The sequence below is a fragment of the Planctomyces sp. SH-PL62 genome, assembly GCF_001610895.1.
Taxonomy (GTDB): Bacteria; Planctomycetota; Planctomycetia; order Isosphaerales; family Isosphaeraceae; genus Paludisphaera.
On the sequence record NZ_CP011273.1, the window covers coordinates 3,702,430 to 3,725,444 of the forward strand.

Annotated in this window: 23 protein-coding genes; 11 read left to right on the forward strand and 12 right to left on the reverse strand. The window is 68.9% G+C overall.

Going from position 1 to position 23,015, the window contains the following annotated elements; genetic code table 11:
- Positions 1–12 precede the first annotated feature (12 nt).
- The 6 genes from VT85_RS14400 to VT85_RS14425 all read right to left on the reverse strand — a co-directional run bounded on the left by VT85_RS14400 (position 13) and on the right by VT85_RS14425 (position 4,032).
- On the reverse strand, positions 13–366 hold the full coding sequence (locus VT85_RS14400; protein WP_068416448.1) for a translation initiation factor: 354 nt from the start codon (positions 364–366) through the stop codon (positions 13–15).
- Positions 367–376: 10 nt separating this feature from the next.
- Positions 377–880 (reverse strand): DinB family protein, encoded by a 504-nt coding sequence (locus tag VT85_RS14405; RefSeq protein WP_068416451.1) that lies wholly within the window; start codon positions 878–880, stop codon positions 377–379.
- Positions 877–1,404 (reverse strand): hypothetical protein, encoded by a 528-nt coding sequence (locus tag VT85_RS14410; protein WP_068416454.1) that lies wholly within the window; start codon positions 1,402–1,404, stop codon positions 877–879. Before VT85_RS14410 ends, VT85_RS14405 begins: the two co-directional genes overlap by 4 nt.
- Before the next feature lie 46 nt (positions 1,405–1,450).
- Positions 1,451–2,137 carry an endonuclease III domain-containing protein gene (locus tag VT85_RS14415; protein WP_068416457.1) on the reverse strand — a complete coding sequence of 229 codons (687 nt, stop codon included), beginning with the start codon at positions 2,135–2,137 and terminating at the stop codon, positions 1,451–1,453.
- A 33-nt stretch (positions 2,138–2,170) separates the two neighbouring features.
- Complete coding sequence (gene rpsT, locus VT85_RS14420; protein ID WP_068416460.1) at positions 2,171–2,455, reverse strand: 30S ribosomal protein S20; 285 nt, start codon at positions 2,453–2,455, stop codon at positions 2,171–2,173.
- Positions 2,456–2,646: 191 nt separating this feature from the next.
- Positions 2,647–4,032 (reverse strand): tetratricopeptide repeat protein, encoded by a 1,386-nt coding sequence (locus VT85_RS14425; protein WP_068416463.1) that lies wholly within the window; start codon positions 4,030–4,032, stop codon positions 2,647–2,649.
- 160 nt (positions 4,033–4,192) lie between these two features.
- On the opposite strand from VT85_RS14425, the gene VT85_RS14430 reads away from it, so the two are divergent.
- Entirely contained in the window at positions 4,193–5,101 is a 909-nt protein-coding gene (locus tag VT85_RS14430) for an SMP-30/gluconolactonase/LRE family protein (RefSeq protein WP_068416464.1), read from the forward strand.
- 236 nt (positions 5,102–5,337) lie between these two features.
- Positions 5,338–5,556 carry a translation initiation factor IF-1 gene (infA, locus tag VT85_RS29235; protein WP_068416465.1) on the forward strand — a complete coding sequence of 73 codons (219 nt, stop codon included), beginning with the start codon at positions 5,338–5,340 and terminating at the stop codon, positions 5,554–5,556.
- An 86-nt stretch (positions 5,557–5,642) separates the two neighbouring features.
- Here the strand turns inward: infA and VT85_RS14440 are convergent, their stop codons facing one another.
- The 5 genes from VT85_RS14440 to VT85_RS28555 form a co-directional block, all read right to left on the reverse strand.
- Entirely contained in the window at positions 5,643–6,641 is a 999-nt protein-coding gene (locus tag VT85_RS14440; RefSeq protein WP_068416466.1) for a hypothetical protein, read from the reverse strand.
- 34 nt (positions 6,642–6,675) lie between these two features.
- Positions 6,676–7,536, reverse strand: a complete 861-nt coding sequence (locus tag VT85_RS14445; protein ID WP_068416467.1) for a ParA family protein — start codon at positions 7,534–7,536, stop codon at positions 6,676–6,678.
- 564 nt (positions 7,537–8,100) lie between these two features.
- The gene (locus VT85_RS14450; protein ID WP_068416468.1) at positions 8,101–9,687 is read right to left on the reverse strand and encodes an amino acid permease; all 1,587 of its coding nucleotides are present in this window, start codon (positions 9,685–9,687) and stop codon (positions 8,101–8,103) included.
- Positions 9,688–9,875: 188 nt separating this feature from the next.
- Entirely contained in the window at positions 9,876–10,340 is a 465-nt protein-coding gene (locus VT85_RS14455; RefSeq protein ID WP_197490712.1) for a DUF1080 domain-containing protein, read from the reverse strand.
- Positions 10,337–10,498, reverse strand: coding sequence for a hypothetical protein (locus VT85_RS28555; protein ID WP_197490714.1), 162 nt, complete (start codon positions 10,496–10,498; stop codon positions 10,337–10,339). The genes VT85_RS14455 and VT85_RS28555 overlap by 4 nt, the downstream gene beginning before the upstream one ends.
- 135 nt (positions 10,499–10,633) lie before the next feature.
- Between VT85_RS28555 and VT85_RS14460 the strand changes: the two genes are divergently transcribed.
- From VT85_RS14460 to VT85_RS14465, 3 genes are all read left to right on the forward strand, one after another.
- The gene (locus VT85_RS14460) at positions 10,634–11,308 is read left to right on the forward strand and encodes a nitroreductase family protein (protein WP_068416469.1); all 675 of its coding nucleotides are present in this window, start codon (positions 10,634–10,636) and stop codon (positions 11,306–11,308) included.
- Between the two features lie 100 nt (positions 11,309–11,408).
- Positions 11,409–11,762 (forward strand): hypothetical protein, encoded by a 354-nt coding sequence (locus tag VT85_RS29240; RefSeq protein ID WP_231871380.1) that lies wholly within the window; start codon positions 11,409–11,411, stop codon positions 11,760–11,762.
- Positions 11,699–12,145, forward strand: coding sequence for a GDSL-type esterase/lipase family protein (locus VT85_RS14465; protein WP_231871528.1), 447 nt, complete (start codon positions 11,699–11,701; stop codon positions 12,143–12,145). Before VT85_RS29240 ends, VT85_RS14465 begins: the two co-directional genes overlap by 64 nt.
- Position 12,146: 1 nt before the next feature.
- Here VT85_RS14465 and ispD read toward each other — a convergent pair whose 3' ends face one another.
- Complete coding sequence (gene ispD, locus VT85_RS14470) at positions 12,147–12,935, reverse strand: 2-C-methyl-D-erythritol 4-phosphate cytidylyltransferase (protein WP_068416472.1); 789 nt, start codon at positions 12,933–12,935, stop codon at positions 12,147–12,149.
- A 270-nt stretch (positions 12,936–13,205) separates the two neighbouring features.
- Between ispD and VT85_RS14475 the strand changes: the two genes are divergently transcribed.
- From VT85_RS14475 to VT85_RS14500, 6 genes are all read left to right on the forward strand, one after another.
- Positions 13,206–14,039 (forward strand): restriction endonuclease, encoded by an 834-nt coding sequence (locus VT85_RS14475; RefSeq protein ID WP_068416475.1) that lies wholly within the window; start codon positions 13,206–13,208, stop codon positions 14,037–14,039.
- A gap of 269 nt (positions 14,040–14,308) precedes the next feature.
- Positions 14,309–14,548, forward strand: a complete 240-nt coding sequence (locus VT85_RS14480; protein ID WP_068416478.1) for a hypothetical protein — start codon at positions 14,309–14,311, stop codon at positions 14,546–14,548.
- Between the two features lie 76 nt (positions 14,549–14,624).
- Positions 14,625–15,263 (forward strand): flavoprotein, encoded by a 639-nt coding sequence (locus VT85_RS14485; RefSeq protein WP_068416481.1) that lies wholly within the window; start codon positions 14,625–14,627, stop codon positions 15,261–15,263.
- Positions 15,264–15,458: 195 nt separating this feature from the next.
- Positions 15,459–16,463 carry a LysR family transcriptional regulator gene (locus tag VT85_RS14490; RefSeq protein ID WP_068416484.1) on the forward strand — a complete coding sequence of 335 codons (1,005 nt, stop codon included), beginning with the start codon at positions 15,459–15,461 and terminating at the stop codon, positions 16,461–16,463.
- Between the two features lie 280 nt (positions 16,464–16,743).
- Positions 16,744–21,315 (forward strand): glutamate synthase large subunit, encoded by a 4,572-nt coding sequence (gltB, locus tag VT85_RS14495; RefSeq protein ID WP_068416487.1) that lies wholly within the window; start codon positions 16,744–16,746, stop codon positions 21,313–21,315.
- Positions 21,308–22,780: a glutamate synthase subunit beta gene (locus VT85_RS14500; RefSeq protein ID WP_068416490.1), complete on the forward strand. Its 1,473-nt coding sequence runs from the start codon at positions 21,308–21,310 to the stop codon at positions 22,778–22,780. Before gltB ends, VT85_RS14500 begins: the two co-directional genes overlap by 8 nt.
- Positions 22,781–23,015: the final 235 nt, after the last annotated feature.

Here is a 23,015-nt window from a genome sequence, read left to right on the forward strand (position 1 = left end):
CTCTTCGGGGTGCTACCGTCGTTTCGTCTTGTAGCCGATCTTCTGGAGGGCCTTCTCGGCCGCCTCGCGGCGGTCCCCCTGGAGCTCGATCAGGCCGTCCTTGAGCGTGCCGCCGGTGCCGCATGCGGACTTCAGCCGCGTCGCCAGGTCGTCCATGTCGTTCCCCTCCGGGGCCAGCCCGGAGACGACTGTCACGAGCTTCCCCTTGGGCCGCTTCTCCAGCGCCAGCCGGGCCGTCTGGGTCTCGGGGGGGACCCGCACGGGCTCCGCCGACTTCGGCGGGCAGGCGCATTCGGACTCCAAACGGCCGCAGGCCTCGCAGACGGGGGGGCGGTCCCAGGGGGTCCCGGCGAAGAGTCGGGTCACGCGATCGCCCTCACACGATGGGATAGGTATACCGCGGCTGGATCGCGACGCCCAGGTTCGCCCGCTTGGCGTACAGATATTTCAGGTGGTGGTCGATGTGGCCGACGTACGAGACCACGAGCTCGGCCAGCGTCGTCCGCCCCTTCTCGGAGTGGACGCCCGCGCGGGCGAAGTCGGCCTCGGCGGCGTCGCGGAGGATGCGCGCGGTCCATCGCCGGTTGGCGGCGAAGAGGGCCACGGCCAGGTCCACCGGGGCCTCCTGCATCCGGAGCCGGTCGTTCCAGGCGTTCTCATCGTAGGCGAGGAGTACAGGCTCGGGCTCGGCCAGGACGCGCTTCATCCGATCGCTTGCGACGACGTCGCTGTCGGCCAGGTGGGCAACCAGCTCGGCGATGCTCCAGGCGCCAGGGCCGGGCCGGGCGCGGAGATGCTCGTCGGACAGGCCGTAGACGGCGTATTCCAGGATCGCGGGGCCGAGGGCGTAGCGGTCGATCAGGGTGGCGACGGCGGTCATGCGGTTTCGTCTCGCGAGGGGTCCGCCCCCGCATCGGCGTCGGCCGACGACCGCCGCCAGATGGAGAGCTGGGGATGGCTGTATTCCACGAACCAGATCTCCTCTTCCACCCCCAGTTCCTGGGCGAACCGGCGCGCGACGAGATGGTTGACGACCTCGAGCGAGACGCCCAGGAAGTCGGTCCCGCCGTTGGTCTCGCCGCTCGGGTTGTGGAAGATGAACCGGATGACGATGACCCGCTCGTCGATCGGCCCGCTCGCCGAGAGGAAGCGGCCGTCCATCTCGTAGATGGAGTAGCCGCGGCTCGCCTTGCAGAGGGTCTTGATCCAGCGGTCCTCGTCGAACCCCGCTTCCTTCCGGCCCCGGGCGATCGACTGCCGGACGAACGGGATCTTGCGAATCGCCCGCTCGTCGAACAGGTCTTCGAGGACTTCCTGGATCTTGCCGAAGTAGCCGATCTTCTTGGGGAGGATGACTTCGTACATCCGGGCGGGCTTGGGCCCTTCGAGGCGGTAGTCGGCCATGCCTGCTCCTGACGCCGGCGGGGGGGACGGGACGGGGGCGGGAGGATCAGCCGTCGGCCTCGATGGGACCGCCGTCCGGTAAGACGATCCGCAGCGGACAAGGTTCGCAGCGCGGGCCCGACGGCTTGCAGAACCGGCGGCCGACGTCGGCGAGCCCGCGCGACAGCCCCGACAGGACGGCCGAATCGGCCTCCGCGGCGTCGATCAGAAGCTGAGACGCCTCCTCGTAGTCGACGGTCGGGTCGATCCAGCCGTGGCGGACGATGATGCGATAGGTCGCGCGATCGACGGGATAGGTCGCGGCCCCGAAGACGTGCAGGGCGATGGCGTCGGCCGTGGTCCGCCCGACGCCTCGGATCGCGGCCAGTTCGTCGCGGCGCGCGGAGGCGGGGCCGGCCCCGGAGGCCGGTGCGGCCTCCAGGTCCTCGCGATGGGCCTGATACCAGGCGGCGACCCGCTGGAGGAGCCGGACGGCCTTGGGGTTGGCCTCGATTCGGGCGTCGCGCAGGGCGTCGACGACCTCCTCCAGGGAGGCGGTCGCCAGGGCCTCGGGTTCGAGCAGGCCGGCCTCGTCGAGTGCGGTCGCGAGCCGGTCGCCACGCCCGGAGGCGAGGCTACCGGAGGCCGCGAATGCGACGACCGCCTCGAATCGCGAATCCCCCGAGGCTGGGGCGGCCGGACGGCCGCCCACGGCTCGGATGATCGCCGGAAGCGCTTCGTTCAGGGAGGGCATCGCGGGGCCTCCGCGACGGCGACTCGGATCAGATCAGGACGCCGCCTGGGCCTTCTCGAGGGCCGCCTTGTAGGAGCGGGCGAGCTTGCTCTTGCGACGGGCGGCGGTGTTCTTGTGCAGAACCCCGCGGGCACCGGCCTTGTCGATCTTGGCGACGGCGGCGCGGTACTGCGTCTCGGCCGCGGCGAAGTCCTTTTCGGTGACCGTGTCCAGCGCCTTGCGGGCGGAGGTCTTGACGATCTTCTTGACGATCCGGTTTTGCAGCCGCTTCTTGGCGCTCTGGCGCAGCCGCTTGGCGGCCGAATTGGTCGTTGGCATAGGTCCGTCGATCTTCCCGCGTGGATAACGAAACGAAAAACGAGGCCCGCCCGCGCCCGGGGCACGGTCCGGGATCGCGACGCACCGGCCTTTCGCCGTCGCGCGATCGGGCGCGACGGGAACCGGCGATGAGGGGGGCCCCCTGGTCAGGTCGGCCTACTCGAAGCGAAACTGTACCATGAACCCGGTTTTCAGTTCAAGTTGCGAAGTCGCTGGGCGACGTCGCGGTAGGTGTAGTCGTTGGCGGCGACCTCGTTGTAGTGCTCCTCCGCCGTCTCCATGTTGCCCAGGCTCTCGTTGACCCGGCCGAGCTGGTAATGGATGGCGTTGAAGTTCTCGGTGTCGCCGGATTCGATGGCCTTGAGGGCCTCCTGGTAGGTCCGTTCGGCGAGCTTGCCCCGACCGTCGGCCTCGAAGCTGAGTCCGGCTTGCAGGAGCGCCTGGACCTTCAGGTTGGGGCTCCCCTTGGCGACCTGGAACTCGCCGATGGCCTCGGCGTGCTTGCCGTCGCGGGCCAGGCAGAGGCCCAGGTCGTAGTGGAGCTTGTGATCCTCGGGGCTGAGGACGAGCCGGCGGCGGTACTCCTTGATCTCGTAGTCCAGGAGCATCCGCGAGATCTGGTCGAGCTTGGACTTGGAGGTGACGTCGGTCGGGTCGTCCTCGACGCGCCGGGTCAGGGCGTCCATGGCCCGCTTGAGCCGGGTCATCTGGACCTCGGCGTAGTTCTGCATGAGCATGGAGTCTCGAGGGACGGCCTTGATGCCGGCCGCCAGGATCTTCTCGGCGTGCTCGAACTGGCTCCGCTTGCGGAAGATTTCCGAGAGTTCCAGGTAGGGCCAGACCTGCTTGGGGTCTTTCTGGATCTCCTTGTGGAGCCGCTCCTCCGGGCTCATCTTCTCTTGCTTGAGCTGTTCCAACCGGGCGCGGACGTCCTCGACCGACTCGGCTGCGGGGGCCGCCTTCCGCTCGTCGATCGCGTCCTCATACTTGGCGCGTTTGATCGTGGCGCTCGCGGAAAGGCCGTTGATCTTGCGGTTGGCCTCGTCGTCGTTGGGGTCGATCCGCTTGACGGCCTCCCAGGCGGCGATGGCCTTGGGCCAGGACTCGCAGAGTTCGTGGACGTGGGCGGCGTGGCGGTGGTATTCGGCGTCCTTGGCCGCCTCGTTCTGCACCGACTCCAGGTACCACTGGGCGAGCGGGTAGAACTCGAGCATCTCGGCGGCTTCGGCCGCCTCGCGGGCCGCGGAGACGTCCCACGGGTTGTTGGTGAAGGCTTCCTCGCAGACCTCCAGGCAGGTCGTGAAATTCTGCTTGCCGCGGGCCGACCGCGCCTTCATGTGGATCGGCTTGTTCGTCATCCCGACCAGCCGGCCGACCTTCGACGGCTCGTTCTGGAACTTGCGACGCTGTACGCTCCGCAGGGCCTGCCGGAACTGCAAATTGTCCGGGGCCAGCTTGCAGGCCTGTTTGTACATGTCGACGGCGTAGTCGAAATTGGACTTCAGAGCGGCGTCGTTGCCGTATTGAAAGAAGGTGCGGGCCTTCGAAAGATCCTGGGAATCCAGCTCCGGTGGCATCGGGCGTGCTCCTCACCAAGCCGGGAAACGCGGCGGCGGTGGACTTGAAGATGGTCGATTGGCCCCTATTCTATCGGATCGGGGACCGCCCCACCACTGCCTGATGCGCCGAGGACCATCCGAAGCGCGGGCGAGGCCCCACGACGAGGACGAATCCGCCATGCAGACCCTGAGGGAAGCCGGCCTTTCCGCCCTGATCGAAGGCGACCGCCTGGAGACCCTGGCCGACGGCTTCGAGTTCACCGAGGGGCCGCTCTGGCTCCCGGACGGCTCGATCCTGGTGCAGGACATCAAGGCCGAGAAGACCTATCGCATCGGTCCCGACCCCGACCGCTCGAAGTCGGTCTTGCGCGAGGGGACCGGCGCGGCCAACGGGCAGACCTTCGCCGCCGACGGCGGGATCATCTTCTGCGAGCAGACCGGACGACGGGTCTCGCGGATGGCCCTCGACGGCGGCGCGGTCGCGACCGTCGCCGAGACCTGGGACGGCAAGCGGCTGAACAGCCCCAACGACGTGGTCTGCCGGTCCGACGGCCTGGTCTACTTCACCGACCCGCCCTACGGCGTCGCGGCCAAGGACCGGGAGATCGACTTCCAGGGCGTCTTCCTCTGGAACCCGTCGGCCCCGGCTTCCTCCGGCTCGTCGTTGACGAAGCTGCTGGACGACTTCGAGAAGCCCAACGGCCTGGCGTTGTCCCCCGACGAGCGGACGCTCTACGTCTGCGACACCGGCCGGTATCACGTCCGAGCCTTTCGCGTCCTGGAGGACGGCGGCTTGGAACCCGGATCGGGCCGGGTCTTCGCGACGCTCGACCCCGGCGAGCCCGGCGGGCCGGACGGGATCAAGGTCGACCGGGAGGGCCGCGTCTTCGTGGCCGTGGCGTTGGGGATCTGGGCCTTCGAGCCCGACGGCCGACTGCTGGGGATCCTCCCCACGCCCAAACGGCCCTCGAACCTCAACTGGTGCGACGCCGACGGCCGCGGCCTGGTCGTCACCGCCGTCGACGCCGTCCACTACATCCGGTTCCGGGGGCCCGGCCTGCTCCCCGTGTTCACCCCGGGAGGGTGAGTCGCCGGGGTCGGGGCGTGAAAAGATCGGACCATGTCGGGGATGAGTGGGGGATGATCTGTTCGGCGGGCGTCGCATCGACTAGAATGGTCGTCGCGACGTTCCGCCCCCCTCGCGGAACGAGGCGACCCGAGCCGGCCATCCCGCGAGTCGCCTCCCCCCCGCCTGTCGAAACTCGAAGGCCCCACACGACCCCCGCCTCACATGGCCGGCGCGGGTCGTCGCAGGAGACCCGCGTGGCTAAAGAAGAACCGATTCGAACCGAAGGGCGCATCGTCGAGGCGCTCCCCAACACGCAATTCATGGTCGAGCTCGAGAACGGCCACAAGGTGCTCGCGCACATCGCGGGCAAGATGCGGAAGAACTTCATCCGCATCGTCCCGGGCGACCGGGTGACCGTCGAGATCTCGCCGTACGACTTCCTGAAAGGCCGCATCGTCTATCGCGAGCGGTGAGCGCGACGGGGCCGTGACGCGGCCCCCACGCCCGCGCGAGCGGCTCGGCTCCCCGCCCTCTCCCCCCTCCGCCGCCACGGCCCCGCTCAGCGGGCCCGCCACCAGAGGCGCGGTTCGATCCCCAGGGCGATCGCCGTCGGCTCGACGTCCCGCCGGAACCGAGAGGCGTCGACCGGATATCCGGCCGACGGCTTGAGGCCCGGGACCCGGCGCGCCCAGAAGGCGTTGAACACGTCCATCCAGCATTCCCGGACCGCCTTGCCCACGATCGACGCCAGCGCCACCAGGGCGTCCTCGGCGTCGGCGCGGGGAGTCAACCGGAGATTCACCTCGCGGCCCGGGGCCCGGATCGTGTACTCGCTCAGCGCGGGCCCTTCGGCGCCTCGGTCGATCCAGGCGTCCGGCAGGGCGGCGAGCAAGGGCTCCCGATAGAAGTGCCGCCCGCCGTGCTTATCCCCCCGAACGCGCGTGGGACGGCCGTCCGCCGCGCATTCCCAGACGGCGCGGAGCAGGCGAGCGAAGGCTTCGAAGTGGACGGCGGCCTTCGAGGCGTGCCGCGAGAGGCCCTCGTTGAATCGCTCGGGGCCGACGATCTCCACGTGCACCTCGGCCACCCGCCACGCCCCCGACGGCGGCGCGAACGGCCGGGCGGCGAGGCGGAGACGCAGGCGGTCGATCAGGTCGACGGCCGGCCAGGGGGGCTCGGTCTCGTCCAGCCCGAGCCAGCGCTCGATCTCGGCTTCGGTCGGGTCGCGGTCGGCCAGGGAGGCGACGAGCCCGGCGGGGCTGCCGGGGAGGGGACGCCCCCCCGCGTCCAGGAGGGCGAAGGCGCTGGAGAGGAGGCGTTCGCGGCCGCGCCCCCCTTTGAGGATCGCCTTGGAGTCGTCGACCAGGAGCCGGTCGTCGCCCTTTCCCTTGCCCACGCGGCGGACGGTCGCGGCCAGGTCGTCCCAGAGACTGGCGGGAGGGTCCAGGTCGGGCGTCGGGCCGTCGTCGGGCCGGAGGGACTCGACGACGACCGCGGTCATCACCAGGGGGCCGAGATTCGGCCCGTAGCCCGCCTCGTCGATCCCCACCCATCGCATGACGGTCGATCCTCGGACGGGAAGTCCGGCTGGCTCAGGCGGCCGAGGCGTCGGCCGCGGCGGGGGCCTCGTCGGAATCGGCGTCGGAATCGGCCCAGAGCGAGGCCGGGGCCAGGCCGAGGACCTCGGCGGCCAGCGACGCGTAATCCTCGGCCCCTCGGCTCGTGGGGGCGTACTGGAAGATCGATTGGCCGAAGCTGGGGCATTCCGCCAGCCGGATGTTGCGCCGGATGCGGGTCTTGTAGAGCTTGGCCTCGGACCAGGGCGAAACGCCCTTCTTCTTGGCGGCGAAGAAGGTCTGCAAGTCCTCGACGACCTCGCCGCCGTGGCGGGTGCCGGCGTCGTACAGGCAGAGGACCACCCCGCCGACCTTCAGGTCGCGGTTGACCCGCTTCGACACCAGGTTCACCGTCTCCAGCAGCTTCGACAGCCCGTGCAAGGCGAGGAAGTGGGCCTGGAGCGGGATCATGACCTCGTTCGCCGCGCACAGGGCGTTCAGGGTCAGGACGCTGAGCGACGGCGGGCAGTCCATCAACACGAAGTCATACTTCTCCGTGTCGGCTTCGAGCTGGTCGCGGAGGATGACCTCGCGGCCGACGGTCCCCAGCAGCTCCAGCTCGGCACCCGCCAGGTCGATGTGGCTGCCCACGATCGAGAGGTTGTCCGCGACCTGCCGGCGGACCTCCTGGATGCTCTTGCCCTGCGTGAGCACCTCGTAGAGCGACGGTCCCGAACGCCCCGGCAGGAGCCCCAGATGGAGCGTGGCGTGCGCCTGGGGGTCGAGGTCGATGACCAGGACGTTGTGGCCCTCCGAGGCCAGCGCGGCGGCCAGATTCACCGTCGACGTCGTCTTGCCGACCCCGCCCTTTTGGTTGAGCACCGCGATCCGCCGCATCGTATCTCCCTCCGTGGTCTTGACCTGAGCGCGTCGGCCAGGACGCCGTGGGTCCCGATCCTCCCTGCCGCGTCGACGTCTCGCCGACCGCGCGGGACCCGGTCCGAGCCTTTGGACGGGAGTCTATCCCTTTCCCCCCCACGCGCTAAGTCGAATCGCCCGACGGCCCCGACGGAGACGCCGACGATCAGACCGGCCGCCGTGCGCGACGTCCGTCTCATCCCCGCTTCGTCCGCATCCTGCGATCCGGCGCCATCCTCTCTAGATGGCGGCGTTGCGCGCGGCGGTCGCTGGCGAAGGCCGTTCGGGCCAAGAGGCCCTCGTGGAAGCGACACGTCGCACGACAAGGAAAAACGCCGAACGAAGCCAATTCCGGCAACTGGATTTTGGACATTAAAAGTTTGGATTTAAGGCTTTACGTCGATTGGCTTTGTTCGCCGGGGGGGGGCGAACAAAGCCAATCGGGGGGGACGAAGCCGATCCTGTCGAGGGGGGCGGATTGGAGGTGGGTCGGCTCCCCGGCCCCGCCGACGTGGGTCGGGGGGCGGGGAGCGGTTGAGGGACTTAGGCCTCGCCGGCGGCGACGAGCGAGTCTTCGGGGGGGCGATTGCCCAGGACGCTGTGGTTCTTGCCGTAGGCGAAGTAGATCACCAGGCCGATGGCCATCCAGACGATGAGCCGGATCCAGGTGTCGAAGGGGAGGGGGAGCATCAGGGCCACGGCGCTGAGGACGCCCATCGGCGCGGTGAACCAGATGGCGGGCGCACGGAAGGGGCGTTCGATGTCGGGCTGCTTGATCCGCAGGTAGAGCGTGCCGGCCGAGACGACGGCGAAGGCGAAGAGGGTGCCGATCGAGGTCAGTTCGCCGGCCACGCTCAGGGGGAGGACTGCGGCGGCCACCATGACGATACACCCGGTGATGATCGTCGTGATGTACGGCGTGTGGAACCGCGGGTGGATCTTGCCGACGATCCCGGGGAGCAGGCCGTCCTTCGACATCGCGTAGAAGATCCGGGGCTGGCTCATGAGCATGACCAGGATCACCGAGCTGAGCCCGGCGATCGCGCCGATCTTGACGTAGAAGGAGAGCCAGGGCATCCGCATGGCGTCGGTGGCGACGGCGACCGGGTCGGGGACGTGGAGTTGCTTGTAGTTGACCACCCCGGTGAGGACGATCGACCCAAGGAAGTAGAGGATCGTGCAGATGACCAGCGAGCCGATGATGCCGATGGGCATGTCGCGCTGGGGGTTCTTGGCTTCCTGGGCGGTCGTCGAGACGGCGTCGAAGCCGATGTAGGCGAAGAAGACCAGGCCGGCGGCCCGCAGGACGCCGCTCCAACCGTATTCGAAGTTGTACCAGGGTCCGACCGAGGGCTGGATGTAGGAGCCGCCCCAGTTCTTGCTGTCGACCATGGGGAGGCCGAGGACGATCAGGAGGACGAGGATCGAGACCTTGACGAAGACGATGACGTTGTTGACCCGGGCCGACTCCTTGATGCCGACGACGAGCAGGGCGGTCACCAGGGCCACGATCAGCATGGCCGGGGCGTTGAACAGGGCGTCGACCTGGGCGAACGCGGAGTAGTCGATCCCGGCTTCGATCAGCCGATCCTTGACGGAGTCGAGCATGGACCAGCCGTGCCGCAGGTGGAGCGGGCCGGCGATGGCGTCGGGGACCTCGATCATCTTCGTCCCCGGAGAGGCGAGGAACCTCGGGGGGAGGTCGATGCCGCGGTCGTGGAGGAAGCTGGCGACGTATCCCGACCAGTTGATGGCGACGGTGGTGGCGCCGACCATGTATTCGAGGATCAGGTCCCAGCCGATGAGCCAGGCGATGAACTCGCCCATGGTGGCGTAGGCGTAGGTGTAGGCGGAGCCGGCGACCGGGACGGTGGAGGCCATCTCGGCGTAGCAGAGGCCGGCGAAGGCGCAGACGATCCCGCCCAGGATGAACGACAGCGAGATCGCCGGCCCGGCGTATCGGGCCGAGGCCTCGCCGGTCAGGCCGAAGAAGCCGGCGCCGATGACGGCGCCGATGCCCAGCATGATCAGGTTCACGCCCGTCAGGGTGCGTTTCAGGCCGTGTTCCTCGCTGGCGGCCGCCTCGGCCTTGAGCGTGGCGATCGATTTACGGACCCACAGATTCGCCATCGTGTCGTCTCACTGGTTTCCGGAAGATGCGGGGGGGCGTCGGATAGGATCGGATCGGGTCGGGGGTGCCGCCGTCGCGGGGGCGTGACGGCGGGCTGGTTGGGGACCCGGCCCGCCGGGTTGGAGCCCGGCGGGGGAGGTGGGCGGCCGCGTCCCGCGACGATCATACGATAATCAAGGCGGCGTCGTCACGGCAGCTCCTGGACCTCGATCTTGCGGATCTCGATGCGGCTGCCCGGGTCGTGCTGCTGGAACGCGAAGTGGCCCTCCTTGAAGGTGTTCGCGAAATCCATGAACATGAACAGTTCTTCGCCGTTGACTCGGATGCTGATGTGGGGCGCCTTCCGGCCGCGCCACTCCTTGTCGACCACCTCGATCTCGTAGGTGAACCAGGTGTCGGGGGGGACGAGCCGCTTGTAGACGTGGACGAAGCCGTAGAGCGAGCCGGTCCGGATCGGGTCGGTGTGGGTGCTGTCGATCTGGGCCTCGTAGCCGTCCGTGAAGCTGCCGGTGTTCGTCGGCGAGCGGAAGTAGAGGCCCGAGTTCCCCTTGTCGTTGATCTTGACCTCGGCGCGGTACTTGAAGTTCTTGTACTTCTTGGGGCTGTAGAGCATGGACGCCGTGCCCGTGCCGACGATCGCGCCGTCCTTCACTTCCCACTTGGACGTGCCGTTCCCCCGCCCACGGTCCAGCCGCTGAGGGTCTTGCCGTCGAAGAGGGGGACCCATTCCTGGGCCTGGGCGCACGAGGCCGTGCCGACCGTCATCGCGAGCGCGCAGAGCGCCTTGCGGGTCCACTTGAGCGAGTTCATGGGCGTCGTCCTCCTGGGGGTCGATCGGATGGGCTGGGGCGGCCGGGGGGCCGTTCCCGTATTCGAGGTTGCAAGTTTATAACGGGGGGATGGGGCGTGCCAGGGGCCGCTCCCCCTCGAAGGAGCCCGTCCCGCATGCCCGATCGGACCGATCCGCGCGAGACCGAACCCCGCCCGCTCACCGTCGAGGAGTCCTCGCTCCGCCGTCGGCCGACCCCCCGGTTCGACCCCGCGCGAGGGCTCGCGCCCGAACTTCTCGAACGCCTCCTGCGGTCGGCGACCCTCGCCCCGTCCCCTTACGAACTCCAGCCCTGGCGGTTCCTGGTCGTGCGCGAGCCGGCCGGTCGGCGACGGCTCCAGGCCTGCGCGGGAAACCAGCCCGAGGTCGGCCGGGCGCCGGTGGTCGTCGTCGTCCTGGGCTTCCACCATCCCGAGCGGTCGCACCTGGAAGCCCTGCTGACGATGCGGATCGAGTCGGGCGAATGCTCCCCGGAGCGGGCCGCGGCGATCCGAGGACGGGCGCGGTCGGGCCTGAGGGACCTCTTCGATCGGGAACTCTGGGCGACCCGGCCGGCGATGCTCGCGGCGGCGACCTTGATGCTGGCGGCCGAGTCGCTGGGGGTCGCCTCGGCCCTGATCGAGGGCTTCGACGCCGAGGCCGTGCGTCGCGAATTCGGCGTCCCTGATGACCACGCGGTCTGCGGTCTGGTGGCGCTCGGCTTCGCCGACGTCGAAGGGCCGCCCCCGCCGCGCTTCGGGCTCGACGAGGTCGCCTTCGCCGAGCACTTCGGCCGACCTTGGGCCCCTTGAGCCTGGATCGGCGCGCGGGGCGGGTTTACCATGCGGCGGATATCGCGACGGCGCCTCGGGGCGTCGTCCCCTCCCCACATGAACCCGAGGTGGTCACGCAATGACTCGCAATCTGATCGGCGGCCGTCGGCTCGTCGCGGCCCTCGCCGCAGCCTTCCTGCTCGCGTCCGGGACCGACGTCCTGGCCCAGGCGATCCCCACCACCACGCCCGCCCCTCGTACGGACGAGTGGTGGACCAACCTCCATAAGAAGTTCCTCGGCGAGGCCAAGCAGGCCGCGGAGGACAAGTCCTGCAAGCTCCTCTTCCTGGGCGACTCGATCACCCAGGGCTGGGGGGGCAACGACACCTGGAAGAAGCACTACACCCGCGCGGGGCGCTCAACTTCGGGATCGGCGGCGACCAGACCCAGCACGTCCTCTGGCGGATCCAGAACGGCGAGCTGGAGGGGCTGAACCCTGAAGCGGTGGTGCTCATGATCGGCACCAACAACGCCGGATCCAGCCCGGCCGATGACATCGCCGCCGGCGTCGAGGCGATCGTCGCCGAGCTGCGCAAGCGGCTCCCCGAGTCGGACATCCTCCTGCTCGGCGTCTTCCCCCGCAGCGAGAAGCCCGACGCGACCCGCGAGAAGCTCCAGAAGGTCAACGCGCGGATCGCCAAGCTGGACGGCGGCAAGGTCCATTACCTCGACATCGGCAAGGCCTTCCTGCAGGAAGACGGCACCATCTCCAAGGAGATCATGCCCGACTTCCTGCACCTGAGCCCCAAGGGCTACGAGCTCTGGGCCGAGGCCATCGAGCCGAGCCTGTCGAAGCTCGTCGACGAGAAGTCCTGAGTCAGGAGCCGAACAGGTCGGAAGGCCGGATTTTGGGGAGGTCGTCCCACTTCGACCGCTCGTCGGCGAAGGGGAGGCCTTCCTCCAGCGGCTTCTCCTGCTCCAGCACCGCCAGCACGGCCCGAGCGAGCTTCAGGTCGTCTCGGGTCGTGATCTTGAGGTTGAACGGCGAGCCTGGCACGATCGCGATGGGACGGCCGATCGCCTCGACGAGCCGCGCGTCGTCGGTGGCCCCCGGGCCGTTCCGGTCTCGCTTCTCGTAGGCCTCGACGAGCCAGTCGCGGCGGAAGACCTGGGGCGTCTGGGCGAGGAACAGGCCGTCGCGCGGGACGGTCTCGACGACGACCCCCTCGGCCGACGCCCGCTTGATCGTGTCGGCGACCGGGACCGCCGGCATGGCCGCCCCGCGCTCGCGCGCGATCTCGAAGACCGCGGCGACCAAGGCCGGCGTGACGCAGGGCCTCGCGGCGTCGTGGACCGCCACGAAGTCGCACGAATCCTTGACGCATTCCAGGGCGGCGGCGACCGTATCGGCCCGCTCCGCGCCGCCGACCACCACGTCGAGGCCCAGGAAGGCGACGCTGTCGCGATAGCGCCGCTCGAACATCTCGCGGTCGTCCTCAGCGATGGCGATGATGATCTGGCCCACGTCGTCGTTGTTGACGAAGGCGTCGATCGCCCTCAGCCAGACCGCTCTTCCGGCGATGTCGGTGTAGATCTTCTTCTCGTCCGGGTCGCCGAAGCGACTCGACCGGCCGGCGGCCGGCAGGATCACGGCGAATCGTCCCATGGCTGGCTCCTTCGACCGTCCCGGGCGCGACCCGGCCGTCGCTCGGGACGCCGCGTCGCGTCTCCTGCGAACTCCGGGCGGCTCGCGCGGATCGCGTCGCTGCTCGCCCCCGATTCTCGCCGTACGTCGCCCCGGCGTCAACGCGTCCGGGCGGGCGACGGGCCTGGCGTCGCGGGGCCGTCGCGGGCAGAATGGTGTATGGGCGTTCGCGTCCGGGGTCGCGCCGCGCCCCGGCGCCGACCCACCCCGGGACGAGGAGAGCCGCCAACGATGGAGTGTCTGGGACCGCAGTGCGCCGCGACCGTGCTGGAATGGCTCCGCGCGAGGGCCGCGGAAGGGGAGCCGGCCGGGGCCGCTCCGACGACTCCGACGACGGGGGCGGCGCGGCAGGGATTCTTATGGAAGGCCGCGCCTTACCAGGAAGACGCGCCGGCGATCACCTCGGCGGCCGAGCTGGCGGGGGCCGTCGAGCACCTCCAGTACGCCGTCTTCCGTCGCTACCAGAATCAGCTCACCCGCGCCGAACGGGGCCGCCTCGACAACTCGATCGAGAACGCCCTGTTCAAGATCGACCGCTACCTGCTGCGCATCGACCCCGCCGAGCGGGCCCTCCACGAGGCGGAGGCGGCGAGGATCCGCGAAGAGGTCCGCGACCACAAGGATCGCGTCGAGCGGCTCAGGCTCCAGGCCCGTCGCGCCGAGCTGAAGCTGGCCCAGCTCACGACCCTCTCGCCCGAGACGTTCGAGGAGTTCGTCGGCGAGCTGTTCGAGGCCATGGGCTACGAGGTCGCCCAGGTCGGCGGGACGGGGGACGAGGGGATCGACCTCCACCTCCGTCGCGGCGAGCTTCGCGCCATCGTCCAGTGCAAGTACCACAAGCGGGGCGTGGTCGGCTCGCCCGAGTTGCAGAAGTTCCTCGGGTCGGTCCACCACGCGCACGCCCACAAAGGATTCTTCGTCACCACCAGCACGTTCTCGCTGGCCGCCGAGAAGTTCTCGGTCGACCACCCCATCGAGCTCGTCGACGGCCCCCGGATCGTCGAACTGGTCACGGAGGCCATGGGACCCGGCGCGCGCAAGGAAGCGGAACCCTCGTGGTTTTGAGGCCTCGCCCGCTTCGAGATCGGGGTCCCCGGGCGAATTCGTTGGAATCAGGTCGAGGCCCCGCCTATGATTCGCTGAGGCGGCGTCGCGGGGAGTCATCCCTGGGATTCGGGCCCGATCGAGGCCCCGGTTTCCCGGAACCTCCGCATCTCTCCCGAGGGAGAAGCCGCCGACTATTCGCTTGACCGGGGTGCGGATCGCGGGGTAGCTTCGGCATCAAGGACGTCTTGGACGACACCCGACCCATCCCCGGCCAAGGAGGGTACATCATGGCTTCGCGCACCCAGGATCCCGCGCTCCGTCCGTTGGTCCTCCCGCCGGAGTTCGAAGACCTGGCGGCTCCGATTCAGGGGGACGTCAAGGTGATCGTCTCGATCCTCGTCGAGCGGGCGGCGGGCCGTCTGATGCTCTCAAGGCGTCAGACGCAACAGCTCCAGCGGTCGCTCTGGAACGGGCTGGTCGACGCCGTCAACGCCGAGATCCAGCCCCTCTCCGCCAATCACCACTGACCCGATCCGAAGCGGGGGCGGACCGTTCGCGACGCCCCGCGCGACGCCGGACGCCGTCCCTGGAGCCGGGGTTCGCATGGCACGCATCCTCGTGGGGACGACCGGTTCCGTGGCCGCCGTGCGCATCCCCGCGCTCTGCGCGACGCTCGTCGCGCAGGGGCACGAGGTCCGCCTGGTTGCCACCGAGCCCTCCCTCTACTTCTTCGACCCGGCCGAACTGCCGACGTCGACGTCGCTTTACCGGGACGCCGACGAATGGCCGCGGGATCGGTACGCGCGGGGCGACGAGGTGCTGCATATCGAGCTTCGCCGATGGGCCGATCTCCTGATCGTCGCCCCGCTCGACGCCAACAGCCTGGCCAAGTTCGCCCTGGGCCTGAGCGACAACCTCCTCACCTGCCTGTTCCGGGCCTGGGACTTCGAGAAGCCGGCGATCCTGGCGCCGGCGATGAACACCCTGATGTGGCGGAAGCCCGCCACCGCCCGCCATCTCGCCCAGCTCTGGTCCGACCAGACCGGCCGCGCCGCTCCCTCCGACTGGTCCCTGGAATCCGCCGAGGGCCACTTCGCCCGCCAGGCCCCGGCGATCGTCCTGATTCCCCCCCAGTCCAAGCGGCTGGCCTGCGGCGACGTCGGCATCGGCGCGATGGCGGAGGTCACGTGCCTCGCCGAGGCGGTCCGCGCCTGGTCCGAACGCGCGATTTCGGCGTCCTGAACGGTCGGGCTGGTCGAGTCCGAGGTGCGTCGCGCCGAATGATGAATGAGTGCGGCCGTGGCGGTCTCGTCGCCGGTTGATCGGCCTGCTTTCGAAAAAAAACTCTTGACGGGCCCCTCGATCGACGGATTAACTATTACGAAAACCGATATGGTTCGACGCGCACTATCGAGAAATGTGGACGGACGAAGAGACATGCAGTTCGAGTCCCTCCAGATTTTCTGCGACGTGGTGCGTTGGTCCAGCTTCTCTCGGGGGGCGTCGGAGAACAAGATTTCGCAGTCCTCGGCGAGCCAGGCGGTGCATCAGCTGGAAGTCCGGCTGGGGGTCCGTCTGATCGACCGATCGAAACGACCCTTCGTCCTGACGGAGGAGGGGAAGGTTTTCTACGAGGGCTGCAAAGATCTCGTCGCGCGATACCTCGAGCTGGAGAATCGTGTCAGGACCCTGGACGACGAGCGGAAGGCGACGGGGACGGTGGGAGTGGCGGCGATTTATTCCGTGGGGCTGGCTCATATGAGCCGCTACGTGAAGACCTTCGCGGAACGCCATCCCGAGGCCCACGTCCGCCTTGAGTACCTGCACCCCACCCAGGTGGTGGAGCGCGTGACTAGTGGTGCGACGGAGCTGGGATTGATCTCGTATCCGCGGAAATGGCCTGAGCTGGTGGTGATCCCGTGGCGGGAGGAGACGATGGTCCTCGTCGTCCCCCCCTCGCACCGGTTCGCGCACCGCGAGACGGTCCACATCCGGGAGATCGACGGCGAGACCCTCGTGGGGTTCGCCGCCTCGCTCTCGATCCGCAAGGCGATCGACCGCTCGCTGCGACGTCACGACGTCGAAGTCGACGTGGCGCTCGAGTTCGACAACATCGAGCACATCAAACGCGCCGTGGAGATCTCGGCAGGGGTGGCGATCCTGCCCGAGCCGACCGTGATCGAGGAGATCCGGGCGGGGACGCTGATCGCCCTGAAAATCGACGGCCAGGACCCCAAGTATCGCCTGACGAGGCCCCTGGCCATCATCCACCGCCGCCACGAGAACCTGGATATCACGACCTCGCGGTTCCTGGAATTGCTCACGAGCTGCGAGGGGGGGCGGTGGCCGATGGATCGTCGGCCGGTCGAAGGATCTCGGCGGGTTCCCCTCCCTGACGACCCCCGGGACGAATTCCCGGCCGAAAGGGGTCGTCCCGCGTGACGCCCCCGCCCCTCGCGCGGCCGAATCCAGGCTCGCCGCGCCACCCGTCGAACTCGCCGTCCTGTGACCGCGACAGCCGAGGATCGAGGATCGATGAAGCCCGCGTCGCCCGCCGAGATCCCGGCGAGGTGGTGGGCCGAGGTCCCGACACCCCGGATCGCCCCAGAGGCCGCCCCCATCTTCTCCCGTCTCGGAACCGTCCGCACCACGCGGACCGTCCCTGACGCCAACGCCCATCGTCCCGAACCAGGTGGACGCCATTTCCGGAAGGACCGAAGCCATGCGACAGGGAATCCCCCCCCGCCAGGGTCTTTATGATCCGACGAATGAACACGACGGTTGCGGCGTGGGATTCCTCGTCGACATCAAGGGCCGTAAATCTCACGCCATCGTCCGCGACGGCCTCTCCGCGCTGGTCAACCTGGACCATCGCGGCGCCTGCGGCTGCGAGAACAACACCGGCGACGGCGCGGGCATCCTCATCCAGATCCCCCACGAGTTCCTCAAGGCCCGCTGCGCCCTGCTGGGCATCGACCTCGGCGAGCCCGAGACCTACGGCGTCGGCTCCTTCTTCTCCTCGCCCGACCCGGCGCAGCAGGAGTTCGGCCGCAAGCTGTTCGAGGAGCTTGTCGCCGACGAGGACCAGGTCTTTCTCGGCTGGCGCCGCCTGAAGACCGACAACAGCTCGCTCGGCGACGGAGCCAAGTCCGTCGAGCCGGCCGTCTTCCACGCCCTGATCGGCCGCGGCGCGACCACCAAGGACGCCGACGCCTTCGATCGCAAGCTCTACGTGATCCGCAATCGGTTCGAGAGCGCGATCCTGGAGTCCGGGCTGGAGGACCACAAGTTCTTCTACTTCCCGAGCCTCTCCTGCCGCACCCTGGTGTATAAGGGGATGCTCACCCCCGCCCAGGTCGAGGACTATTACGCCGACGACCTCCGCGATCCGCTCATGGCCAGCGCGATCTGCATGTTCCACTCGCGGTTCAGCACCAACACGTTCCCCAGTTGGGAGCTCGCCCACCCCTACCGGCTGATCTCGCACAACGGCGAGATCAACACCCTCCGGGGCAACATCAACTGGATGCGGGCCCGCGAGGCCCTCTTCGAGTCGAGCCTGTACGAGCCCGGCGACCTGGAGCAGCTCCGGCCGATCATCCGGGAGGGGCTCAGCGACACCGCCTGCCTCGACCACGCGCTGGAACTCCTGGTCCGCTCCGGCTACGGCCTGGCCCACGCGATGATGATGCTCATCCCCGAGGCCTGGGAAAACCACGAGACGATGTCCCAGGAGAAGAAGGACTTCTACGCCTACCACAGCTGCCTGATGGAGCCCTGGGACGGCCCGGCGGCGGTCGCGTTCACCGACGGCCGCTGCGTCGGCGCCACCCTCGACCGCAACGGCCTGCGGCCCAGCCGGTACGTCGTGACCACCGACGGCCGGGTTATCATGGCGTCCGAGGTCGGCGCCCTCCAGGTCGACCCCGAGAACGTCGAATACAAGGGCCGGCTCGAACCGGGTCGGATGTTCCTGATCGACCTGGAGCAGGGGCGAATCGTCGGCGACGAGGAGCTGAAGCAGCAGATCGCCACGGCCAAGCCTTACGGCGAATGGCTCAAGGAATACATGGTGCCGCTGGCCGACCTGCCGGCGGCCCCGATGGTCCCCGGCCCCGACCGCCGGACGCTCCACCAGCGCCAGCAGGCCTTCGGCTACACGCTGGAGGACCTGAAATTCATCATCGGGCCGATGGGCGAGAAGGGGGAGGAGGCGATCGGCTCGATGGGCAACGACGCCCCGCTGGCCGTCCTCTCCGACCGCGCCCAGCCGCTCTCCAACTACTTCAAGCAACTCTTCGCCCAGGTCACCAACCCGCCGCTCGACGCGATCCGAGAGGAGCTGGTGACCTCGGTCTTCACCGGCGCCGGCGGCGAGAAGAACCTGCTGGAGCCGGTCCCCGACTCCTGCCGCCAGATCGCCCTGGACATGCCGGTCGTCGACAACGACGAGATGGCCCGGCTCAAGCAGCTCGACGGCTGGCGCGGGTTCACCTCGGTCACGCTCCCCATGCTGTTCGTCGCCCGGGACGGGGTCGCGGGCATGCGTCGGGCGCTCGAAAGCCTCTTCGAGCAGGCGAGCGAGGCGATCCGCGGCGGGGCGAGCCTGATCATCCTCTCGGACCGGGGCGTGAACGCCGAGATGGCCCCGATCCCGTCGCTCCTGGCCTGCTCGGGCCTGCACCACGACCTCGTCCGGAAGGGCCTCCGCGCCCGCGCCGGACTCTTGATCGAGTGCGGCGACGCCCGCGAGGTGCACCACTTCGCGCTGCTTCTGGGGTACGGCGCCGGGACGATCAATCCCTACGTCGCGTTCGAGACGCTGTACGACCTCGTCCGTCACAAGGTCCTCAAGGGGATCGACTACGAGGAGGCCGTCCACCGCTACCAGAAGGCCATCAAGAAGGGGGTCGTGAAGGTGATGTCCAAGATGGGCATCAGCGCGATCCAGAGCTACCGGGGCGCCCAGATCTTCGAGGCCATCGGCCTGAACGAGGAGTTCGTCCGCGAGTTCTTCGACAAGACCTCGTCGCGGATCGGCGGCGTCGGCCTGGAGGAGATCGCTCGGGAGACGCTGGAGCACCACACTCGCGCCTTCTCGCCCCGCGAGCTATCCGGCGGCACGCTCGAGGAAGGGGGCCAGTATCAGTGGCGCCGCGACGGCGAATTCCACCTGTTCAACCCCGAGACGGTCTTCCGGCTCCAGCACGCCACCCAGGCCGGTCGCTTCGACGTCTTCCAGAAATACACCCGGATGATCGACGAGCAGAACGAGCGTTTGAACACGCTCCGCGGCCTGTTCGGCTTCCGGTTCGACGATTGCCGGCCGATCCCGATCGACGAGGTAGAGCCGGTCGAATCCATCGTCCGGCGGTTCGCCACCGGCGCCATGAGCTACGGCTCGATCTCGGCCGAGGCCCACGAGACCCTGGCGATCGCCATGAACCGCCTGGGGGGGAAGTCGAACACGGGCGAAGGGGGCGAGGACCCCGAGCGGTTCAAGCCCCTCCCCAACGGCGACAGCAAGCGAAGCGCGATCAAGCAGGTCGCCTCGGGCCGGTTCGGCGTGACCAGCGAATACCTCGTGAACGCCGACGAGATCCAGATCAAGATGGCCCAGGGCGCCAAGCCCGGCGAGGGGGGGCAGCTCCCCGGCCACAAGGTCTGGCCCTGGATCGCCAAGGTCCGCTTCTCGACCCCCGGCGTCGGCCTCATCAGCCCGCCGCCGCACCACGACATCTACTCGATCGAGGACCTCGCCCAGCTCATCTTCGACCTCAAGAACAGCAACCCTCGGGCGCGGATCAACGTCAAGCTGGTGGCCGAGGTGGGCGTCGGGACGGTCGCGGCCGGCGTGGCCAAGGCCCACAGCGACGTCGTCCTGATCAGCGGCCATGACGGCGGCACCGGGGCCAGCCCGCTGACCTCGATCAAGCACGCCGGCGCCCCCTGGGAGCTCGGCCTGGCCGAGACCCAGCAGACCCTGGTGCTCAACAAGCTTCGCGACCGGATCGTGGTCCAGGCCGACGGCCAGCTCAAGACCGGCCGCGACGTGGTCGTCGCCGCTCTGCTGGGCGCCGAGGAATACGGCTTCGCGACCGCCCCGCTGGTGGTCATGGGCTGCATCATGATGCGGGTCTGCCACCTCGACACCTGCCCGGTCGGCATCGCCACCCAGAACCCCAAGCTCCGCGAGAAGTTCCGGGGCCGGGCCGAGCACGTCGTCAACTTCTTCCGGTTCATCGCCCAGGAGGTCCGCGAGCTGATGGCCCAGTTGGGCTTCCGGACGATGGACGAGATGATCGGCCGCAGCGACCTGCTCGACATGAAGCGGGCGCTCGACCACTACAAGACCCAGGGACTCGACTTCTCGAACATCTTCTACCGGCCCGAGGTCGGCCCGGACGTGCAGGTCCGGCGGGTCGTCGAGCAGGACCACGGCCTGCGAGACACGCTCGACGTCACGACCCTGGTCCCCGCCTGCGAGCCCGCCCTGGAGCGCGGCGAGCCGGTGAGCCTGGAACTGCCGATCCGCAACGTCAACCGCACCGTCGGCACGATCCTGGGGAGCGAGGTGACTCGCCGACGGGGAGGGGCCGGGCTGCCCGACGACACGATCAAGATCAAGTTCCACGGCTCCGCCGGCCAGAGCTTCGGGGCGTTCCTCCCTCGAGGCCTGACCCTGACGATCGAGGGCGACTCGAACGATTACGTCGGCAAGGGGCTCTCGGGAGGCAAGATCATCATCCACCCCCCCAAAGAGGCGCGTTACGTCCCCGAGGAGAACGTCCTGATCGGCAACGTCGCACTGTATGGGGCGACCTCGGGTCGGGCCTTCTTCCGGGGTCGGGCCGGCGAACGCTTCTGCGTCCGCAACAGCGGGGCGCAGACGGTCGTGGAGGGGACGGGGGACCACGGCTGCGAATACATGACCGGCGGCGTCGCCGTCGTGATCGGCTCCACCGGCCGGAACTTCGCGGCCGGGATGAGCGGCGGCTTCGCCTTCGTGCTCGACGAGGCCGGCGATTTCGCCTCGCGATGCAACCAGGCGATGGTCGCCCTCGAGACCCCCGACGCCGAGGACGCGGAGCTGATCCGCGACCTCCTGATCCAGCACGCCGGTTACACCGGAAGCACCGTGGCGGCCCGCCTGCTCGCCGACTGGGAGCACGCGGTCGAGACCTTCGTGAAGGTCATGCCGCTCGATTATCGCCGCGTACTCGAAGAACGGAAGAAAGCCGCCGCCGAGCAGGTCGGCGAGGCCGAAGCGCAGATGGAGGTGACCCATGGGTAAGCCGAGCGGATTCCTCGAATTCCCCCGGGAGCTGCCCTCGCGGCGTCCCGTCCCCGATCGCCTCCGCGACTTCCTGGAGGTCTACGACCCGTTCCCGGAAGACAAGCTCAAGTCGCAGGGCGCGCGGTGCATGGACTGCGGGATCCCGTTCTGTCATCAAGGCTGCCCGCTGGGCAACCTGATCCCGGACTGGAACGACCTCGTCTACCGCGACCAGTGGCGGGCGGCCATCGATCGACTGCACCAGACCAACAACTTCCCGGAGTTCACCGGCAGGCTCTGCCCGGCGCCCTGCGAGTCGTCCTGCGTCCTGGGGATCAACGACGATCCGGTGACGATCAAGCAGATCGAGGTCGGGATCATCGACCGCGCCTGGGACGAGGGCTGGGTGACTCCCCAACCGGCCAAGGTCAAGACCGGCAAGACGGTCGCGGTCGTCGGGTCGGGCCCGGCGGGGCTGGCCGCCGCCCAGCAGCTCGCCCGCGCCGGCCACGACGTCACCGTCTTCGAGCGGGCCGACCGGATCGGCGGCCTGCTGCGGTACGGCATCCCCGACTTCAAGATGGAGAAGCGGCACATCGACCGCCGGATCGCCCAGATGGAGGCCGAGGGGGTCGTCTTCAAGGCCGGCGTGAACGTGGGCGTCGACGTGACGGCGGACGCCCTGCTGGCCGAGTTCGACGCCGTCTGCCTCTGCGGCGGGGCGACCCAGGCCCGCGACCTCCGCATCGAGGGCCGCGACCTGGAAGGCGTCCTCTTCGCCATGGACTTCCTCACCCCGCAGAATCAGCGGGTGGCCGGCGACGGCGTCCCCGAGGCGGGGCCCCTCACCGCCAAGGATAAGCACGTCATCATCATCGGCGGCGGCGACACGGGCGCGGACTGCCTGGGGACGGCCCACCGCCACGGCTGCAAGTCGGTCCATCAGTTCGAGATCGTCCCGCGCCCGCCCGACACCCGCACCCCGACCAACCCCTGGCCCCAATGGTCGAACGTCTTCCGGGTCTCCTCGGCCCACGAGGAAGGGGGCGTCCGGGAGTACCAGATCAACACCAAGCGGTTCCTCGGCGAGGGGGGCCGCGTGACGGCCCTCGAGACCGTCCGCGTGGAGATGGTCGTGGAGAACGGCCGCCCCTCGTTCGTCGAGGTCCCGGGGACCGAGCAGGTCTACTCCGCCGACCTCGTCCTGCTCGCCATGGGCTTCGTCGGCCCCGAGCGAGGCGGCCTGCTGCAACAGCTGGGCGTCGAGCTCGACCCGATGGGGAACGTCAAGAGCGACCAGACCCGCCGCACGAGCGTCGAGAAGGTCTTCACCGCCGGGGACATGACCCGCGGCCAGAGCCTGATCGTCTGGGCCATCGCCGAGGGCCGCCACGCCGCCGCGACCATCGACGAGTTCCTCATGGGGACGACCGAGCTGCCCCGCCCCCTGGAACACGGCAACGTCGCCCGCCCCTTCGTCTGAGCCGAACTCGGGGGCTCCGACCCCCCGCGACGCCCACCTCCGAAACCCGACGGCCCCGGCCGGCGACCTTGACGTCGCCCGGCCGGGGCCGTTCGCGTTCTCCTCCCCCCCGCGCGTCATGCCCGGACCAATCGGAGCTATTTCGACGAAAGGGATAATCCTTGGAAGCCGTTCATCCGATCATTCTGCCGGGGGACCGACGCAAAGCGGTCGCGCAGGCGGCCGTGGACGCGTA

Coding starts and splice junctions, on each gene's coding strand:
- VT85_RS14405 (WP_068416451.1), bottom strand. CDS start 880: ATGACCGCCGTCGCCACCCTGATCGACCGCTACGCCCTCGGCCCCGCG.
- VT85_RS14410 (WP_068416454.1), bottom strand. CDS start 1,404: ATGGCCGACTACCGCCTCGAAGGGCCCAAGCCCGCCCGGATGTACGAA.
- VT85_RS14415 (WP_068416457.1), bottom strand. CDS start 2,137: ATGCCCTCCCTGAACGAAGCGCTTCCGGCGATCATCCGAGCCGTGGGC.
- rpsT (WP_068416460.1), bottom strand. CDS start 2,455: ATGCCAACGACCAATTCGGCCGCCAAGCGGCTGCGCCAGAGCGCCAAG.
- VT85_RS14425 (WP_068416463.1), bottom strand. CDS start 4,032: ATGCCACCGGAGCTGGATTCCCAGGATCTTTCGAAGGCCCGCACCTTC.
- VT85_RS14430 (WP_068416464.1), top strand. CDS start 4,193: ATGCAGACCCTGAGGGAAGCCGGCCTTTCCGCCCTGATCGAAGGCGAC.
- VT85_RS14440 (WP_068416466.1), bottom strand. CDS start 6,641: ATGCGATGGGTGGGGATCGACGAGGCGGGCTACGGGCCGAATCTCGGC.
- VT85_RS14445 (WP_068416467.1), bottom strand. CDS start 7,536: ATGCGGCGGATCGCGGTGCTCAACCAAAAGGGCGGGGTCGGCAAGACG.
- VT85_RS14450 (WP_068416468.1), bottom strand. CDS start 9,687: ATGGCGAATCTGTGGGTCCGTAAATCGATCGCCACGCTCAAGGCCGAG.
- VT85_RS28555 (WP_197490714.1), bottom strand. CDS start 10,498: ATGAACTCGCTCAAGTGGACCCGCAAGGCGCTCTGCGCGCTCGCGATG.
- VT85_RS14460 (WP_068416469.1), top strand. CDS start 10,634: ATGCCCGATCGGACCGATCCGCGCGAGACCGAACCCCGCCCGCTCACC.
- VT85_RS29240 (WP_231871380.1), top strand. CDS start 11,409: ATGACTCGCAATCTGATCGGCGGCCGTCGGCTCGTCGCGGCCCTCGCC.
- ispD (WP_068416472.1), bottom strand. CDS start 12,935: ATGGGACGATTCGCCGTGATCCTGCCGGCCGCCGGCCGGTCGAGTCGC.
- VT85_RS14475 (WP_068416475.1), top strand. CDS start 13,206: ATGGAGTGTCTGGGACCGCAGTGCGCCGCGACCGTGCTGGAATGGCTC.
- VT85_RS14480 (WP_068416478.1), top strand. CDS start 14,309: ATGGCTTCGCGCACCCAGGATCCCGCGCTCCGTCCGTTGGTCCTCCCG.
- VT85_RS14485 (WP_068416481.1), top strand. CDS start 14,625: ATGGCACGCATCCTCGTGGGGACGACCGGTTCCGTGGCCGCCGTGCGC.
- VT85_RS14490 (WP_068416484.1), top strand. CDS start 15,459: ATGCAGTTCGAGTCCCTCCAGATTTTCTGCGACGTGGTGCGTTGGTCC.
- gltB (WP_068416487.1), top strand. CDS start 16,744: ATGCGACAGGGAATCCCCCCCCGCCAGGGTCTTTATGATCCGACGAAT.
- VT85_RS14500 (WP_068416490.1), top strand. CDS start 21,308: ATGGGTAAGCCGAGCGGATTCCTCGAATTCCCCCGGGAGCTGCCCTCG.